The sequence below is a fragment of the Candidatus Coxiella mudrowiae genome, from assembly GCA_001077715.1.
Lineage (GTDB): Bacteria > Pseudomonadota > Gammaproteobacteria > Coxiellales > Coxiellaceae > Coxiella > Coxiella mudrowiae.
In genome coordinates, this window is record CP011126.1 from 1,067,298 (window position 1) to 1,083,916 (window position 16,619).

Consider the following 16,619-nt stretch of genomic DNA (forward strand, 5'->3'; position numbering starts at 1 on the left):
ACCCTACCTAGCTCTTTCCCATTAGTGAGAGGAAAATAAGCTTCTTTTTTTGAAAAAATTTAATACTGGTTGAAGGGAAAGGTGATCTTGTGGATTCTCTTCGTAACGGACGATACCCACACAAGGCGCTTTTATCCATGTTTTTAAAGTTTGAATATTTTCATCAATTGCTATTGTTTGCGATTCTATACAATTTGCTACCCATCCTATAAGCGGAATTTTCATTTGATTTATTGCATTCACAGTCAAAATAGTATGGTTTAAACAACCTAATTTAATTCCCACCACCAAGACAACAGGAATATTTAATAATTTCACAAGATCAGCAATTGATTCTTCATCATTCAAAGGAACAAACCATCCGCCTACTCCCTCAACAATAAACACATCACTAGAAATTAAAAGTAATTTATTTATTTTTTCTACCAATACACTAGTTGTTAAACGCAAATCTTTCAATTTCGCGGCAATATGCGGGGCAATCGGCGCTTCAAAAGCTACCGGATTAATCAATTCATAACGCTTTTTTACCGAAGAAGCCTCTTGTAGAGCAAGCGCATCTTCGTTGCGAAGCAAACCATTAATATTCCGACATCCGGAAGCGATGGGCTTTATGCCAAAGGTAGAAAATCCTTTGCCCGTGAATGTTCGCAGCAAGGCTGTACTTATATAAGTTTTTCCTACGTTCGTATCCGTTCCAGTAACAAAAAATTTTATAACCATATCTAAATCTTTCTGCAAATAAAAAATCCAATCCGATAAGTTAACTTGACTTTTACTTCATCCGTAAATTTTAAAATCGGCTTAGCTGACAAATCTGATTTTTTCCTCAGAACCAGACAATTTGCTCCAATATATTTGATGGAACGAACTGCTTCCTGTAAAGTTTTAAATTCATTGATAAAAACTTTTTCTTGATAAGAAAGAATCGAAAAACCACTTACTGTCAAAAAATTTATAATAATCTCTGGTGGATAAAATTGATTTCGAGAATTTTCTCCCAATTCATTAAATGTCCCTTTTAAAGGAATTGAAAAAGCCATTATACCGGAGGGAATCAATTGATAAGAAAATGTTTTAAAAGTATTCCTTAAATCTAAAGACCATTGCAACCCCATATTACAAAAAGCTAGCTGCAGTGAATTTTCAAAAAACAAAAAATCATCAAAATCAGCTAAAATAAACATAACTTTAGAATTTCTAATTTTTTTTTGAGCTTCATCCAAAAGGCTATTACAGAAGTCAATCGCATACATGCTATTAAATGAAAAGACCGAACTAATTTCTTGTGTGCTAACTCCAGTTCCACAAGCAAAATCAGCAATAACTTCATAATTAAATTCTATTTTTTTTAACTGCTTCAATAGTTCTTTGCAAATTTTTGCCGGCATATAACTATATGCATCATAGGTTTTAAATGCTCTATTGAAAGAGCGTTGTATACGCATTTTTTTTTCATTAAACATGATTAATAAACTTTAATAACTGAGTATAAAAATTCTTCTGATGTGTTAAAAAAGCTAAATGCCCGGCTTCAGGAATGACATGAATTATAGCGCTGGGATTTAAATCGTAAAGTTCTTGAGGTTTTAACTTAATAATAACATCTCGCTCTCCTAAAAGATAAAATAGCGGTATTTTAATTCTTTTATAAGCCTCTCTGATATCAGATTCGAACAAAATTTTTAAATAGTTATATAATAAATCGCGATGTTTTTCAAAATTTAGAGAATTTTTAGTTAGCAAGTCTTTATAATGAAGCACCTTATTCGGATAGTTGACCATAGCGAGAAAATAATTGAATAAACTAGCAAAATTTCTTTCCGCTAAATTAATAAATTCATTGGCTTCCGCTAAAGAAATCCCCGACCATCCCTCTTCTTGAATAAAGCAAGGGGAACTCGATAATAAAATAAGTTTTTTTACTTTTTTTGGAAACTGAGCAGCTAATAGAATTGCAATTAAGCCTCCTAGAGACCATCCTATTAACGTGGTGTTATCCGGTATCGAACAAGATAAATTGTAAGTAACCTTTTCCAAAGTCAATTCTTCAAGATTAGGCAAATCGATTAAGAAAGACCCTTTTAAATACAAACTACTTTCTCTTAAAAGAGAAGACTTAAATCCCCATCCCGCGATAAATGCCATTGAAGACTTAACTAACATAGAAAAAAAGCAAGGTGATAAAGGAGTTGAATGATTTGCTCCTCAGTGTGTAAGCAATTTAATGAAATTCGAATTCTGGCAGTACCTTCAGGAACACTCGGGGGACGAATACAGGAAATAAAAAAACCCTTTTCCAACATTTTTTGTTGAATCCATTGAATTTTTTCATTGTCTGCAACAAGCAAACACCTAATAGGTGTTTCATCCTCGGATATTAATTTAAGACCTCTATTTTCTGCTTGTTGTATAAAAAAATGAACAAGTTCATTGAGTCGTTCTCGTCGCCAATATTGCATTTGAACAATTTCTAAGGATTTTAAAGCAGCCACACAAAGAGCGGGCGGTAAAGCAGTAGTGGTACGATAGCTTCTAGAAAATTGCAAAACGCCCTCTAGAATATCTTTCCTACCCGAAACAATAGCACCTGAACAACCAAACGCTTTTCCCAAAGGAGTTATAAGGCAGGGAATTTCTAATTGAGTCAATCCCCACTTTTCGCAACTTCCACCTCCATTTTTCCCTAAAACCCCAATACCATGAGCATCATCTACAACAAATAAAACATTTTTTCCATCAATACAGTGATTAATTGCCAGTAAGGGTGAAAGATCACCTTCCATACTAAAAATACCTTCTGTAATCAAAATATTAGGTTTTTTTAAATGTAATAGATAATTAAAATGTTCTAAATCATTATGTCTAAAACGATAATTCTGAGCCTTTGATAATTGAATGGCATCAAGTAAAGAGGTGTGACAAAACTTATCTGAAAGAATAACATCCTTACGCGCCGCTAAAGAAGTAATAACTCCTAAATTTGCCATATATCCTGAATTAAAAAAAATTGCTTGATCTCGCAATAAAAATTCAGCAAATTTCTCTTCTAATTGTTGTTGAGGTTTAAAATACCCTGATACCATTGCCGAAGAGGTGCTTCCAATTCCATAGAGTTGAATCGCTTTAATAAAAGCTTCTTTTACTGCTGGGTGATTGGCTAAACCCAAATAATCGTTATTACAAAAATTAATACAACACTGGTCATTAACTTTGATCAAATTATTATGTTCTCGTCCTGTAATAACAAAACGCTTTCTTAAAAGTGAATTTTCTGCATATCGATCTAGTCTGTTTTTGACTTTAGCAACTAGCATAGCAATCTACACTTGTGCTGGAAGAGGGATCTTAACACCTAATCGATTTAATAAATTAAAATCGCGATCTTGTCCTGGATTTTTTGCTGTCAATAATTTATCTCCACAAAAAATTGAATTTGCTCCCGCCATAAAACACCAGGCCTGTAACTCGTCAGTCATTTCTTCACGTCCCGCAGACAATCGGATCATTGATTTTGGAAATATAAGCCGAGCTACAGCAATGGTTTTTATAAATTCAAAGGAATCTAAAGGCACTGCCTTTTCTAAAGGCGTACCCTTCATGGGAATGAGCTGATTAAATGGAATACTCATTGGCGGCTCTGGCAGTTGATTAAGTTGCAATAATAATTCAATTCGATCTTCTCGCGATTCCCCCATTCCCAAAATACCACCACAGCAAACATTAATCCCCGCATCTCTTACGTTTTTTAAAGTATCAATTCGATCTTGGTAGGTCCGAGTACTAATAATTTTTTGATAAAAATTAGGAGAAGTATCTAAATTATGGTTATAAAAGTCCAAGCCTGCTTGTTTTAAATCATGGGCTTGATCTTTATTAAGCATTCCCAAGGTTACGCAGGTCTCTAAGCCTAATGCTTTAACTGCTTTAATCATTTCAAGGACCTTTGGCAGCTCTCCTTTCGGTGGACTTCGCCAAGCTGCACCCATGCAAAACCGTTTAGCACCATTTTTTTTAGCCAGTTTGGCTTGTTCGATAACCGAATTAATGTCAATTAATTTTTCTCGCTTAAGGCCAGTTTTATAATGACCACTTTGAGTACAATAGGCACAATCTTCTGGACAAGTTCCAGTTTTTATGCTCGATAAGGTGCAAAATTCCATTTCTTTGATATCGAAATTTGCTCGATGCACACTATAAGCTTTGAAAATCAGTTCGAAAAATGGCAACTCAAATAAATGAGAAATAGACTCTTGACTCCAAGTCTCCCTTTCCATATAGAAAACCTCTTTTATTGTTGAAGACAAAAAGTTTATAATAGTCTTTCCAATTAGTCAACCAACCAAAAATAATGAGTTAACGATATGGAATCTCTTGAATTGCTAGATCTTAAACATGTCTGGCATCCTTGTTCGCAAATGAAAGATTATGAAGAATTCAAGCCATTAGTGATTAAAAGCGCCTTGGGTAGTCACATTAAGCTTCAAAATGGCAAAAAATTAATTGACGCTATTTCTAGTTGGTGGTGTAAGTCATTGGGGCACAACCATCCATCGTTAAAAACAGCTTTAAAACAACAACTAGAAAAATTTGAACATGTTATTTTAGCAAATACGACTAACGAAGTTATCGTCGAACTCTCTCAGCAATTAGCTACGCTGATACCCTTCTTAAATAAAGTATTTTATACAGGGGATGGCTCTTGCGCTGTTGAGGTAGCAATGAAAATGAGCCTGCATTCAAGGATTATTACTGGCAATCAAAAACGAACAAAGTTTATTGCTTTAAAAAATAGTTATCATGGAGAAACTGCGGGTGCTCTTAGTGTGAGTGATCTTGGGCTCTATAGATCTCCCTATACAGCCATGTTATTTGAACCTTTTTTTATCAGTGAGATTCCCTACGTTTCCAATATTACGGTTGACCAATGGAATGATTGCACTCACCAGTGGAAAGTGATTGAACATTTACTTGAACCCCATGTGGAAACCGCTACAGCTGTTATCGTAGAACCAATCGTTCAGGGAGCGGCCGGTATGAAAATTTACAGCCAAGATTTTTTAGCCCGACTCTCTCAATGGGCTAAAACACATAATATCCATTTAATTGCAGACGAAATAATGACAGGTATAGGGCGAACTGGAAAGATGTTAGCCTGTGAACACGCCAAAGTTATCCCCGATTTCGTCTGTCTTTCAAAAGGTCTTACTTCAGGTTGGTTGCCTTTCAGTGCGGTTCTGACGCATGAGGAAATGTACAACTATTTTTACGACGACTATGAAACCGGCAAAGCTTTTCTCCACTCCCATACTTATTCAGGAAACGTATTAGGAGCCAGCGTTGCTCTCGCTACCTTACAGACTATTTATAAAGAAAATCTATGCGAAAAAGCCGCCGCCTTTAGCGAAATTCTACATAAAAATATGAATATTGTTTCTGAAAAAACAGGTCAATTAATGAATATTCGAAACATTGGTGCCATAGTCGCAGCCGATTTGCGTTATCATCCCGCTTGTCCTCAACTGGGCTATGAGATCTATAAAGAAGCTATAAAATTGGGCGCCTTACTACGTCCTCTAGGAAATACAATTTATTGGTTACCGCCACTCAATATTGAGCTCTCCGTAATTGAAGAATTAAAAGACATTACTATCGATGCCATAGAACAGGTATGTGCCCGTATTGATGTTCGATCGTTTCCTTAACTTAATTTCTTTAACTGATTAAAAAAGTTGTCATTCTACCTTAGTAAAATGACGATTTCTAAACTCCAACTTCTTCAATATCTAATAAGTAGTACTACATAGCCAATTTTATGAGCCCAATATCATTATTTACACCAAGTGTTTCAAACATATTGTAACGATAGCCATTCACCATTACACTAATTCCTTTAATTAAGAACAATAATACTTCTATTTCTTATTTACTGAGTTGACTGAATGGCGAATTACCACTCGCTTTTCTTAAAGCCAATTGAGTCGCGATATTAGGGTTTAGATAGCGTTGACCACTGTGAATGTGAATTGCGCGAATGGCTCGTTCTAATTCTGCTGAGTTACTGCATTTAGTAATAAATCGATGTACGCCTGCTTCTAAAAGTTGAAGTGGCAGCAATTCACTTTTCATCGCTGTTATGACCAATATTTAATATCAGGATCTCGTCGCAACATTTTCTTTGCTACTTCCAAACCATCTGTATCGGGTAAGTAAAAGTCTAAAATCACGACGTCGCGATTTTTTTCTTGTTTCATCGTCAGACCTTCTTCCCCCGTGCTAGCCCCTCACCTACAATGCGAATCCCTTTAATAGCAGACAACATGAGACGGATACCTTGACGAACTCATACCTGATCTTCGATTAAAAGAATATTAATCATGAGAATTATTCTTTGAAATAAAGAACAACCATTGTAATAAATTGTAATATTATTTAAAGTTTAAGTACACTAAATCTATTTATTCTAGATAATTCTTAAAAATTTGATGAAAATGCATTTTCCTCTAGAAAAAGAAGAATGTTAATTAAGAAGTATATTGCACACTTCGTAAGCATAATTTTTAGGACTAATTGGAAAATTACCAATCGAAGTTCATCCAGTGTTTAAGCTTGAGTAACGGGATTTTCTTCTTTATAATCTTACAAACAATTTCTAATTACCACGAAACTAAAGCGATTTTTACCTGTAATTTGTTCATGCGTGTATCACAAACTTTGATAAGATGTTAAAATATTATATCTATTGCTAAGTGCCCACTCCAGCACTGTGCTTAAAATCCGATTATTAATCGCGTTACGTTCGTCAGATAGAGCCAGTGAGTCAGGTCAAACCAGAAAAAAATAATTTTTCTCATACGTAATCTAAATTTCTAAAAATTCCCAATGGGTTGGCGTATGAACGGGTATCAGTATCAGTAGGGTTAAGGAAGATTGTTCCACAGATAATAATTTATATAATTTATATAAGTGCTTAAGAGAGTATGGAGGATTTCATGTCCTTGTGCAATAAGACCACCTACTCCATATACGGGAAGTGTAAGAGTCGCTTTGCATGTGACTTTACCCGCTTTGATTATTTCCGCTACGTCCCGTAAAAAAGATTAATATCCCATTCACAGAAATAATAGTTTATAAAAAGTCCACCTCTTAGAAATAATTCAATTATATTGTGACCTTCTTGATTGTTATTTTGTAAACACCAGTTTTTTCTTACTAAGGGACTCAAAGTAGTAGTTTGGAGGACTGATCGATCCATCAAATCAAAAAATAAGAGCTCAGAATAGGGTTGATTCTGATCTAAAAACTATGTAAATAAAATCGAGATTGTTTTTGTCCAGCCAAACGATAGAATATTTTTGGTTGGCAAATCTTAAATACTTCTTTATGCTAAATGTGGGCACGGAAGCAGTAGCCATATGTGCCAAGTGTAATATCGTGTTGACACAAAAAGCATAAATTATTGCAAGTCGCAGCTCCAAAGGATTAGAAAAGTGCCTTTCTGTAAATTATTCAGCAATAGGTAAATTTTCTATTGTAATTTATCAGGATAAAAACTTTCCAAATCAGGATATTTAAAAGAAACTCTTTATCAGGATATTTAAAAGAAACTCTTTGGGATGGTTGCTCTAATATGGATTTAAAAAATTGAAAAATAAATTTATACAAAAGTTAAGAGCAAAAAAGTGTAAAATTTTAAATTTCTATAAAACTCTAAGTAGGCTCTTTAAGATAATATTCCTTTTTCATTGAACCACCTGATAAATGCATCAATAGATGGTTCCTCAGGAACTCTTCCAATTTTTTTATATTGATGCTCAAAATATCTTATTAATATTTCATAATTCCTTTTTCGTTGTTCTTCCATCAATGGTTTTCAAATTTTTATTAGTATTTCTCATCATAGGCTTTTTATAATCGAGGAAAATGATTATACTGGTTAAAGATTAAAATTTTATTAAGTTTTTTTAACATTGAATTCCCTAAATGTGTCAAATTAATATTGAGTTACATTCCCGAAACAGAAGAAAAGCCTTAGCGTATATTTATCTTGTGGGTTCTACCACCACTATTCTCGGAAGGACTTTAAAAAATTCTGAATTAAGATAGCCTCTTTTAATAGAAGGAACAATTCTTATTGTATCTTCTTTTTATGTCAATTTCAGAATTTAACATGCTCGCCTAGAACCATTACTGGAAAACGACCGCCGGATCTATAGAGATGTGAGACTTTATTCCTTATTAATTCTAGGTATTATTTCTCTCTACGACTCCGCAGAGGTTTACAATAATTCCTGTAGAGTTTGGGATTGGCGTAGCAATGGGCGTGGCTTTTCTTTCTATCTCATCAATTTATGAATTAATAGTGCAACGTATGCAACACAATTCTGTTCATCCTAATAGAATATTTATTAGGAGAGATCGGAACGAAGAAAATCCAGAAGAAAATTCTGCCTTCAAAAAATGCTTTTCTAGGTAATCATCTATAGGGGATAAACTAATTTCTCTCATAGTCTAGTCTTAAAAAGACATCTTATCTAATACAATTTCTAATACGTACCTTTTTTGATATAACATAAATTATGATTCAGCCATAAAATTACTTGTTGAAGAGTACTATTACATTAAGGAATCAATTGATCATAACTGTCAAATTGATTGAAAATATAATTGTTTCGTAATAGTAAATAATACGATTAATAATATTTTTCCATTTTAAGTTTCTTACTCGTTAATATCTAACATTATTAATAATTCATAGCACCGTTGAGCATTTAATATTTTAATTAACTGTAAAGCCCTCTCCAAAACTCATACTACCATAAAATTAGTATAGGCATTGTTATCCACGCCAGGCGTTGGACTATTAGAGTATTTTTTTTTTGAAATTCATCTGGGTCCATCATACCTTGAATTCCATAACGATCAGAATCGAAATTATAAATAATTAAACTACTCCAAAAACGCGCTATCTCAAATATCATCTCTCGACTATAACGTGACATAAATTTAAAATTCTCAGTATGTATAAATAATATTTCAAAATGTTATAAAAAACTGCAATATTGATATGTCTTTTCGAATTGATATAATCGGGCTACTAAGTATTATAACTTGGATTTAAGTTAATTATTTACGTTTCTTCCTCTTCATTACTCCCACTTTTCCAAGGAAACATAGCTCCTTTAAATCTATTTCTTTTTTCCGATTGACGTGCTTGGAATAAACTCCTATAACTGTATAATAATAATGATCAAGTAATTTCGAAGTAATTTTCAGAAAATGAAAATTAAAAAAAGGAGAGGCATAGAGTTCATCTCAAAAAATATCCACCTGATACGTTTCGCCATGCAAACCGCGGGCACGAGCTCCTACGTCGAGGTCCCTAAGTACAGAAAGATAGTTTGTAATAAATGAAAACTATTTGGTTTGAATTTTCAAATCGTATCGTTTCCAAAACCGTTCCAAAGCGAGTTCATCCGCTATCACTATCTTGGAAAATCGATCAACGATAGTTAAAAGCTTTCGACTACCAAAAGCCATATTAGTAATTACTTTATCGAGAGATGTAAATAATAAAATTATTTTGATTTCTATAAGAAATTTTTTTTTCATAAAATACTATAAATTTTTAAGATACTTTTTTAGTTTGGATAATGTCGGCATTTATTTCTATCATTTTTTGATTCTGATATATTTGCGTCCGATCTGTTAGAACGATAAGTATTTACGATTGACTTGTCGTTGTGCTTAATTGAATCATGTTTTACAATCTATTAAATCTGAATTCTGTTAAATGATGCTGTGCTAATTGTCGATAACGAGCAACCCAATTATTAATAATATTTCTATAAATACTCGAACGTATCTCAATTTCACCATACCAATTTAAAGGCATCAGCTTATATTCAATAGCCGAAAAATGAGGATTAGCCATAGAGACAATAGGTCAGGTAATATTCTTGTTTTACGATTTTTTTATCAACTACAAAAAAATTGTTGTTTTAAAATTTCCTGAAATAGATCTAAAGTTTGTTCATATTCTTACAAACTAGTTTCATTTAAAACAACCCGATCTTCATTTAAGTGTCGCCAAGAAAGAGGTAACCAGTTTGGACAATTAACTAAGTCTTCATTAGTAACATTCTAACCTGAAATTTAAATCGTTAAACGATTGTAATATCCAGAAATATAAGTTTCTGTGTAATGAACGCGATCATATTGAACTTCTTCCCAAGCACCTCGGGTCGAAAAATAACCGTTTCCTAAAGTACATAGAGTTTCTCGAAAATGCTGTTGAGGGGCAATAAAATAACGATATTGTAGTTGCCATGTTTCCATTTTATGCGATTTGATAGAAGCTGATTAACGACTGTAGAAATTTTTTAACTTCGTTCTTATCTTTTAAAATCATAGCGGCTTTTGTTCTACGTTGTTCTTGAGAAACGAGAATACCTAATCCACAATTTTTAACTGCTGAAAAAGTATCCTAGTCCGTAACATTATCCCCAATAAAAATTAGGTAAATACCAACGTAATGATGGATTAATAGTTCCATAATATGTAATAAGGCTTTACCTTTATGCCAATCAACAGCGGGTCGAAATTCGAAAACTTTTTTACCTAAATGTTTTTTTATTGAGGATGTAGTTTTAAAGTTCTATCAATTTTTTCTTTGATTACTGTAAGATCCTCAGATTTTACTAAACTATAATATATAGATAAGGATAAAATTTTATGTTCAATGATAATCCTAAGAGTATTTTGAAGTAATTGTGTCAATAAATTATAAATGTTCGATACAGCTTCTTTATATTCTGTTCCAATCGTGAAAGTATTCTGAGAAAGCAGATCAAAAATTTTAAATCCATGATTACCTACGTAAAATAATTATTTTAAAACAATCAATTGGTACAAACTCTCTAATTGTCATTTACTTAAAATCAAAACTGGCATGTATTGTTATAGATTTATCAATACCTCACAAATTTTATCAGTTAAAATGGGGCATGTTCAGGATTATCTACTACTGGTGTCAATGTTCTATCGTAATTCTAAAAAAACAACCACTTTTTTATTGCTCGATTGCTTGATAATACAAGGTAGACAATTTAATGCGTTAAGAAGTGACAGAGGAATATGTTACGACAATTCTTGAAAACGAATCATTCCAAAGTCATCAACTACCCAATCTCTCCCTTCTCGCTTTAACGATTCGCATAAATTTGAATTACGAGAAATCCCAATAATTAACTCAAAACAACCTCGCACCGAAGCCTGTATTCCTGACAGTGCATCCTTGAAAACCACGCAATCTAAAGGAGCAGTTTTTAATTGGGTAGCTACTTCTAAAAGCATATAAGGTTGGGGTTTTCGATTTAAATTCATTTCTTGACTGGTAATACCATTGATTTAAATTAAAAATAAATCTATGATCCGTGCCCTTTCCAGTAATGTTTGGCAATTTTTACTGGATGATACCACACCTACTCGAACTCCTTCTTACCTAAATTTTTACATTAATTTAATAGTAGAAAGAAAAACTTTAATTTCTTTTTGATTCAATAAATCAGAAAATATATTATTTTTCCAATTGCTAAATTCGTAAAGGGTATTTGTATCCTGAGTATCCTCAGAATCCCCAGAAGGAAGTTCTAATCCTCGAGAGAGTAGAAAACTCTTAATACCATCGATACATAACTTACCATCCACATAGTAGAAATAGTCCTCATAGGTAAACGGAAGTTGCATTTTGTCATAACGTTCAAAAAAGGCATTAAACATAATCTCCCACGCTTCAGCATGAAGCTGGGCCGTATCGGTAATAACGCCATCCATATCAAAAATTGCAGCTTTTAAAGGAATTAAATTTGCTTCGAAGATAAAGAAGTCGGCGAAAAGAGATAATTATTTTAGCATATGGCGCTAAAATATTTGGGCTATCGGGAAAACCTTTGAGGGGAAGATCTTTTTTTCTGCTTCACTTGATTTGATTGGCATATCGATCATTTTATCAGTCAGGGCAAAAGCAAGGCAGCCAGCCTACTGTCGAAAAATAAAAAAATAGCCCACAGCAAAAAAGACATGGCGCCGATAATAACCGCTCCAATACCAAACCCCTCAGCTGTTATAAAGACCGAAAAAGGCAGAACGCGTAAGTCCTTAGTCTCAGTACATGTTTTTCTGTATAGGATTCTTTAACGGTGCGAGCTGTGCTAAAAAAGTATGTTTCTACCAATCCAATCGTTAACCATTTAGCCATCTCAAACGCTGTTTTATAAACCCTCTTACATTTTGAATTCCCTGGGAGCGTAAGATTTGATTTACTTCAATTTCTAAAGGCCTTGTGACTCCATAAATAGGGTGGGACTTTGGAAAGGAGATGTACTTCTAAGCCATCAGGCATTTGATTCTCCTTGGAATTGCTGTAGACAAGAAAGTTGCAGACCGTTTAAAGCTTTATCAATTTCAATCACTCCATATTGCACAACTAATTTAATTAACTCAATATCATTTCCTACTACATTCAACTTTTCAAACATTTCAATAGCGGTGAGAGTACACCGTCTTAGTACTAATATGTAATTGTTTAGCAATTTCTTCTGCTTTCATCCCTTTGGCTAGCAAATAACAAAACTTCCATTTCTCAATCACTCAAGTCATCAAACGGTAACTCCGAAGCAGTGTCTTTCCTTAAAGCTAAGCGGCTTACCACCACCGAACTATAATGTATCACTGACCGCTATGCACTGCACGAATGGCATGTTCTAACTCAGTTAGTAATGAATCGATGTACGCCTGCTTCAAGAAAACGTATAGGAAGCAAGTCATTTTTGATCCCTGTAACAACTAGTATTTTAATATCCGGATCACGACGTAAAATTTTTTGGGCAAGCTCAAGGCTATTCGTATCAGGTAGTTGAAAGTCGAGGATAACCACATCGGGTTCTTTTTCCAGTCGCAGAGTAAGCCCTTCTTCCCCGGTACTCGATTCTCCCACTATAGGCATGCCCTTGATTTGTTCTAGCATCAAGCACATACCGCAACGAATCAATACATGCTCTTCGATTAAAAGAACATTGATCAAAGATTATTCTCCCTCTCAATGCTACTCCATCATAGAGGAGGCTTACTGCAATCAAATCTCATATAAAAACAGATGTAAAAGCAAATAGTTAGCGAAGACATGAAAGTTTTTCTCATTTTCACTCAATTTAATAATCACCTTAACCGAATCCTAAGAATAGCTCGATATAATATGGATGATGTTTAACCAATTTGATTAAGGCACGAATTTAAAGTATGGATCCAATAAAATACACAGACCTGAAGTAACTTACGCTTACGTAGAGCAACGCCTTAGATTATACGATATATCAATCCTCTTCCTCCACCAATTTATAGCGGAGATGCTTCTTATCAGAATTTAGTCACGAGAATTGAATTGCACAACAATCATTTACCCACTTATAATTTTTTCAACCTGCCTGAACTATTCAACCTTATCTTTACAGTATTAAAGAATTATTAATGTCTACTTCGTTAAGCATCCTCAATGGGCGGCCCGTAAATATATTTGAATTTTTTTGATGACAAATAATTTACAAAATGACGCTTTTATCGGATTGTTCGAAATGGGATTTTCAGGAAAAGATCTTTACAAAAAACTGGGTGGCACAGGCATTAGCTTGCTTTATTGGCTTACCAATAAACCATGCATGCCGGCAATTATTCAAAGAGCTTTTAAGAGTAAAACCAGAATTAATGCAAGAAATTTCTGCAGAAGCATTTTACCGTACGGAAATAGCGAGAGTTAAAGTATCCACATTTTACGGGTCAACACCTACCCTGATAGAAGATCGTTTCTCCTAGAAATATTGCCCCAAAATCCTCAATTGACGTAAGGAATTACAGCAGAAGGAAGCCCTTTGTCGTCCTGTGCTCCAAGAACTTGAACCAGGAGCGGCTCTGGCATTTTATTGGCTTATTGGTGCTGCAGATAGAGAAGCGTATGACCTACTTATGAGGTTTCTCGATACTCCGGAGGGGATAATCTAAAACATCAGGGGTGAAGACCTTTGTTGCCCTATTTTAATGGGTCCTTATGAATGCGCCTCTACACTGTTTTTGCTTGTTGATTTCTACTCACGGCGTAAAATTGTGTTTGACAAACTACTGGAAACTAAACCTAAATTACTTTCAGAAATTTCTACTACGACACTCGGACGACGCTTGGCCACGCCGCCATGGGAGAAAGCATTTCTCCTTTTTATTTACTCACCACCTTATCCGAAGGTATAGCGTTACTTGATCGGATGGTAATAGAAAATTCCTCCCTCGCTTTCGAAATCACAGCTCCAATCCTCCAGCATCCAAGTGCGAAGGAAGATGATGTTGCGGGGGCTTCTCCTTTCTTTTGGGTAACAAAGTCTCCTGAAGGCCTAAGCCTATTAACAAAGTTATTTATCAAAAATCCTAAGTTGGCAAAGAAGATTAGCGGCACAGCATTATGTTCTCATAATAAGACAAGGCCCTTATGTGCGTGGCTCTCCACATTCTATAATTTAGCTAGCACCAAGGAAGGCACTAAATTACTTGCATTATTGATAACAAAAAATCCTGAATTTAGTTAAAGAGATTTCCTCCAAAGCGCTCTATAGCCTCGTTTCGCCAAATCCGTCCACTAAAATTTTGGCTTTTTATATGCTTTTTGCCCTTCCCTATGGCTTCCCTATAGCCGCTCTCTCCTTTCTCAACATATGTTAGAAAATCCAAACTTGATACACAGGCTCTTACTAATGAAATCGGCTTAGAAGCCCTGTGTTGTGCCATTCCAGAAGGACAATCTTACCGTCAGTTCTTCTGCACTTTTTTGGCTTAGCGGAACGTCTGAGAGGAGACCGCTTCTCTCTGGCAACTCCTAGCAAAAAATTTCCAATTAACCTTTAAAATTTCAGCGAGGGCACTTTATCAAGTCATCATTCAAGATCCAAATAAGGGTGCTTCGTTATTCTTTTTGTTTGAGCGCCTGTCCTTAAGGTAGAGCGATGGCTTAATGATCTATTTACTGAAAATCTCAATTTAGTAAAAGCAATTACGATGGATATATTTTCCTATTCTCAACCACCCAATACCTATTGCGGCTGTTCAGTACTTTACTTTCTTAGCTTACGCGATGGGTTTAGATGTGCATAAAAAATAATAGTGGTTAATTCCCCAATTACTTCATGAAATTTCCGCCACTTTGTTTTTTTCAACCAGCCTCGAGTAATTAAGATAGAAATTCTGCTGTTTATCAACTGGCCAGGACCTCTAGAGAAGATTAGTTTTATTAAAAAAATTACTGACTAGGAGTCCTCAACTCAACTCGCAAAAGAAATTTCTACACGAGTACTTTGCAATCTGACTACGAGATCAACTGCCAGCGATTTACATCCTTCTGCGCTTTGTTGGCTAACCGGTTCGCCCAGAGCCAACGAGATTTATTTGCATTATCTGAAGCTTTATGCGACCCGCTAACCTCAAACACTCACATGAGTTTACCTACTTTTTTTTGGGGGGGATTGTTTCTTCTTCTCCCGGAAGAGCCTTAGAGCCTTACTTATGGAATTATTAAATGCCAATGAGGAATTAGCCCTAGAAATCACAACTCAGGCCATCAGCCAACCAATGACAAGAGAAGCCAGCACAGGAACTACTGCACTCTTTTGGCTTACTACTTCTCCGGATTATATCATCCTTCTCAGGAAAATTTTAACTGTTAATCCACAAGCCTTCTAAAATAACCACAACAGCGCTTTGTCGAAAAGTTAGAAGAATGGTTGCGGGATTTTCACGATTTTCGATGTTAATTCGCTCCTAAGATGGTTGTGAAATTTTAAAAAATTTAGTTTCTTTAAATGAGAATTTAGCCATTAATTTATGTCTAGAATTTTTAACCTCGAAAAGAAACCCTGAAAAGAGAGTCTGCCAGTGATATACCTCATCGCTTAAAAGGTCTATATTACGTGATCATGGAATTATTGCAGCCCGTGAAGAAAAATTTGGTTCGAGATTAAATTGACGAAAGTTCTTTCTCGCTGGCAAAAAAAGAAGAAATGAAGAATGAAATGAATATTTTGATAGTAAAAGTGGAGAAAAGAGATTCATCTTTGTTATTCAGATCCAAACACCATTTACATTCTCAAGAAAATGGTCAAGATCAAAAGGAAGAGGAGACATCTAAAAAAAGCCTGTTCGCATCCCTTTGGATAATCTATTAAATAAAAGGCCTAGCCCTTTCGCTGCTTGCATTTTCTAGTCTATGATCAGATGTTGAAGCATAGCCCTCGGTTTGAGATGAAAAAAAAGCTATCTCTCTTAACTCCTTTTCTTAAGAAGGCCGTTAGGAAACAAAATTGATTTTCGATTGATTCCGATAAATTAATTACTAAAACATCCCCACCCCCCCCCTAAAAAATATAATTACTTTTTTAGTCTTAATTAAATTATTTTAATAAATCTAGGAAATAAGTTAACAAAATATTAATGGAAACTAAAGACACTTGCTCTGGCTGAATGGACTATATACCCTAAATAATTTAATATTTCTCTAATATTTATCTGACTCTAATAGCTTATTC

Annotated in this window: 14 protein-coding genes and 3 pseudogenes; 3 read left to right on the plus strand and 14 right to left on the minus strand. The window is 34.5% G+C overall.

All coding sequences use genetic code 11. The features are described 5' to 3' along the window. Positions 1–21: 21 nt before the first annotated feature. From bioD to bioB, 5 genes are read right to left on the minus strand one after another with little or no spacing between them, the layout of a single operon-like run. A complete protein-coding gene (bioD, locus tag CleRt_RS05065) occupies positions 22–723 on the minus strand; it encodes a dethiobiotin synthase (RefSeq protein WP_235378880.1) in 702 nt (233 codons plus the stop codon). A gap of 2 nt (positions 724–725) precedes the next feature. Next, positions 726–1,466 carry a methyltransferase domain-containing protein gene (locus CleRt_RS05070; RefSeq protein ID WP_048875314.1) on the minus strand — a complete coding sequence of 247 codons (741 nt, stop codon included), beginning with the start codon at positions 1,464–1,466 and terminating at the stop codon, positions 726–728. Then, on the minus strand, positions 1,459–2,166 hold the full coding sequence (locus CleRt_RS05075) for an alpha/beta fold hydrolase (RefSeq protein ID WP_048875315.1): 708 nt from the start codon (positions 2,164–2,166) through the stop codon (positions 1,459–1,461). The genes CleRt_RS05070 and CleRt_RS05075 overlap by 8 nt, the downstream gene beginning before the upstream one ends. After that, entirely contained in the window at positions 2,160–3,317 is a 1,158-nt protein-coding gene (locus CleRt_RS05080; protein WP_048875316.1) for an aminotransferase class I/II-fold pyridoxal phosphate-dependent enzyme, read from the minus strand. Before CleRt_RS05080 ends, CleRt_RS05075 begins: the two co-directional genes overlap by 7 nt. 6 nt (positions 3,318–3,323) lie before the next feature. Further along, entirely contained in the window at positions 3,324–4,277 is a 954-nt protein-coding gene (gene bioB / locus CleRt_RS05085; RefSeq protein ID WP_048875317.1) for a biotin synthase BioB, read from the minus strand. Between the two features lie 87 nt (positions 4,278–4,364). Here bioB and bioA point away from each other — a divergent pair, with 87 nt between their 5' ends. Beyond that, the gene (gene bioA, locus CleRt_RS05090) at positions 4,365–5,705 is read left to right on the plus strand and encodes an adenosylmethionine--8-amino-7-oxononanoate transaminase (RefSeq protein WP_048875318.1); all 1,341 of its coding nucleotides are present in this window, start codon (positions 4,365–4,367) and stop codon (positions 5,703–5,705) included. A gap of 94 nt (positions 5,706–5,799) precedes the next feature. On the opposite strand, the pseudogene CleRt_RS05095 reads toward bioA, so the two are convergent. The 9 genes and pseudogenes from CleRt_RS05095 to CleRt_RS05120 form a co-directional block, all read right to left on the minus strand. Further along, positions 5,800–6,322: pseudogene (locus CleRt_RS05095) on the minus strand (response regulator). A gap of 2,491 nt (positions 6,323–8,813) precedes the next feature. Then, positions 8,814–9,035, minus strand: coding sequence for a hypothetical protein (locus CleRt_RS14135; RefSeq protein ID WP_371440257.1), 222 nt, complete (start codon positions 9,033–9,035; stop codon positions 8,814–8,816). A gap of 95 nt (positions 9,036–9,130) precedes the next feature. Then, a pseudogene (locus CleRt_RS14140) lies at positions 9,131–9,238 on the minus strand (hypothetical protein); the annotation flags it as partial. Positions 9,239–9,417: 179 nt separating this feature from the next. Then, positions 9,418–9,612 carry a hypothetical protein gene (locus CleRt_RS05100; RefSeq protein WP_048875319.1) on the minus strand — a complete coding sequence of 65 codons (195 nt, stop codon included), beginning with the start codon at positions 9,610–9,612 and terminating at the stop codon, positions 9,418–9,420. 151 nt (positions 9,613–9,763) lie between these two features. Beyond that, complete coding sequence (locus CleRt_RS14145; RefSeq protein ID WP_157870850.1) at positions 9,764–9,934, minus strand: hypothetical protein; 171 nt, start codon at positions 9,932–9,934, stop codon at positions 9,764–9,766. A gap of 221 nt (positions 9,935–10,155) precedes the next feature. Then, positions 10,156–10,338 carry a hypothetical protein gene (locus tag CleRt_RS05105; protein WP_048875320.1) on the minus strand — a complete coding sequence of 61 codons (183 nt, stop codon included), beginning with the start codon at positions 10,336–10,338 and terminating at the stop codon, positions 10,156–10,158. Positions 10,339–11,139: 801 nt separating this feature from the next. Then, positions 11,140–11,385: an HAD family hydrolase gene (locus tag CleRt_RS05110; protein WP_048875321.1), complete on the minus strand. Its 246-nt coding sequence runs from the start codon at positions 11,383–11,385 to the stop codon at positions 11,140–11,142. A gap of 126 nt (positions 11,386–11,511) precedes the next feature. Continuing rightward, on the minus strand, positions 11,512–11,880 hold the full coding sequence (locus tag CleRt_RS05115; RefSeq protein ID WP_371440258.1) for an HAD family hydrolase: 369 nt from the start codon (positions 11,878–11,880) through the stop codon (positions 11,512–11,514). 515 nt (positions 11,881–12,395) lie between these two features. Then, a pseudogene (locus CleRt_RS05120) lies at positions 12,396–13,084 on the minus strand (response regulator). Between the two features lie 1,159 nt (positions 13,085–14,243). On the opposite strand from CleRt_RS05120, the gene CleRt_RS05130 reads away from it, so the two are divergent. Beyond that, entirely contained in the window at positions 14,244–14,630 is a 387-nt protein-coding gene (locus CleRt_RS05130; RefSeq protein ID WP_048875324.1) for a hypothetical protein, read from the plus strand. Positions 14,631–15,600: 970 nt separating this feature from the next. Further along, complete coding sequence (locus tag CleRt_RS10170) at positions 15,601–15,777, plus strand: hypothetical protein (protein ID WP_157870851.1); 177 nt, start codon at positions 15,601–15,603, stop codon at positions 15,775–15,777. Positions 15,778–16,619: the final 842 nt, after the last annotated feature.

Bases quoted from the DNA above. Each gene is read 5' to 3' on its own strand.
- CleRt_RS10170 (WP_157870851.1), top strand. From the start codon at position 15,601: ATGGAATTATTAAATGCCAATGAGGAATTAGCCCTAGAAATCACAACT.
- CleRt_RS05100 (WP_048875319.1), bottom strand. From the start codon at position 9,612: ATGAAAAAAAAATTTCTTATAGAAATCAAAATAATTTTATTATTTACA.
- CleRt_RS05105 (WP_048875320.1), bottom strand. From the start codon at position 10,338: ATGGAAACATGGCAACTACAATATCGTTATTTTATTGCCCCTCAACAG.
- CleRt_RS05080 (WP_048875316.1), bottom strand. From the start codon at position 3,317: ATGCTAGTTGCTAAAGTCAAAAACAGACTAGATCGATATGCAGAAAAT.
- bioB (WP_048875317.1), bottom strand. From the start codon at position 4,277: ATGGAAAGGGAGACTTGGAGTCAAGAGTCTATTTCTCATTTATTTGAG.
- CleRt_RS05075 (WP_048875315.1), bottom strand. From the start codon at position 2,166: ATGTTAGTTAAGTCTTCAATGGCATTTATCGCGGGATGGGGATTTAAG.
- CleRt_RS14145 (WP_157870850.1), bottom strand. From the start codon at position 9,934: ATGGCTAATCCTCATTTTTCGGCTATTGAATATAAGCTGATGCCTTTA.
- CleRt_RS05130 (WP_048875324.1), top strand. From the start codon at position 14,244: ATGGGAGAAAGCATTTCTCCTTTTTATTTACTCACCACCTTATCCGAA.
- bioD (WP_235378880.1), bottom strand. From the start codon at position 723: ATGGTTATAAAATTTTTTGTTACTGGAACGGATACGAACGTAGGAAAA.
- CleRt_RS05070 (WP_048875314.1), bottom strand. From the start codon at position 1,466: ATGTTTAATGAAAAAAAAATGCGTATACAACGCTCTTTCAATAGAGCA.
- CleRt_RS05110 (WP_048875321.1), bottom strand. From the start codon at position 11,385: ATGAATTTAAATCGAAAACCCCAACCTTATATGCTTTTAGAAGTAGCT.
- bioA (WP_048875318.1), top strand. From the start codon at position 4,365: ATGGAATCTCTTGAATTGCTAGATCTTAAACATGTCTGGCATCCTTGT.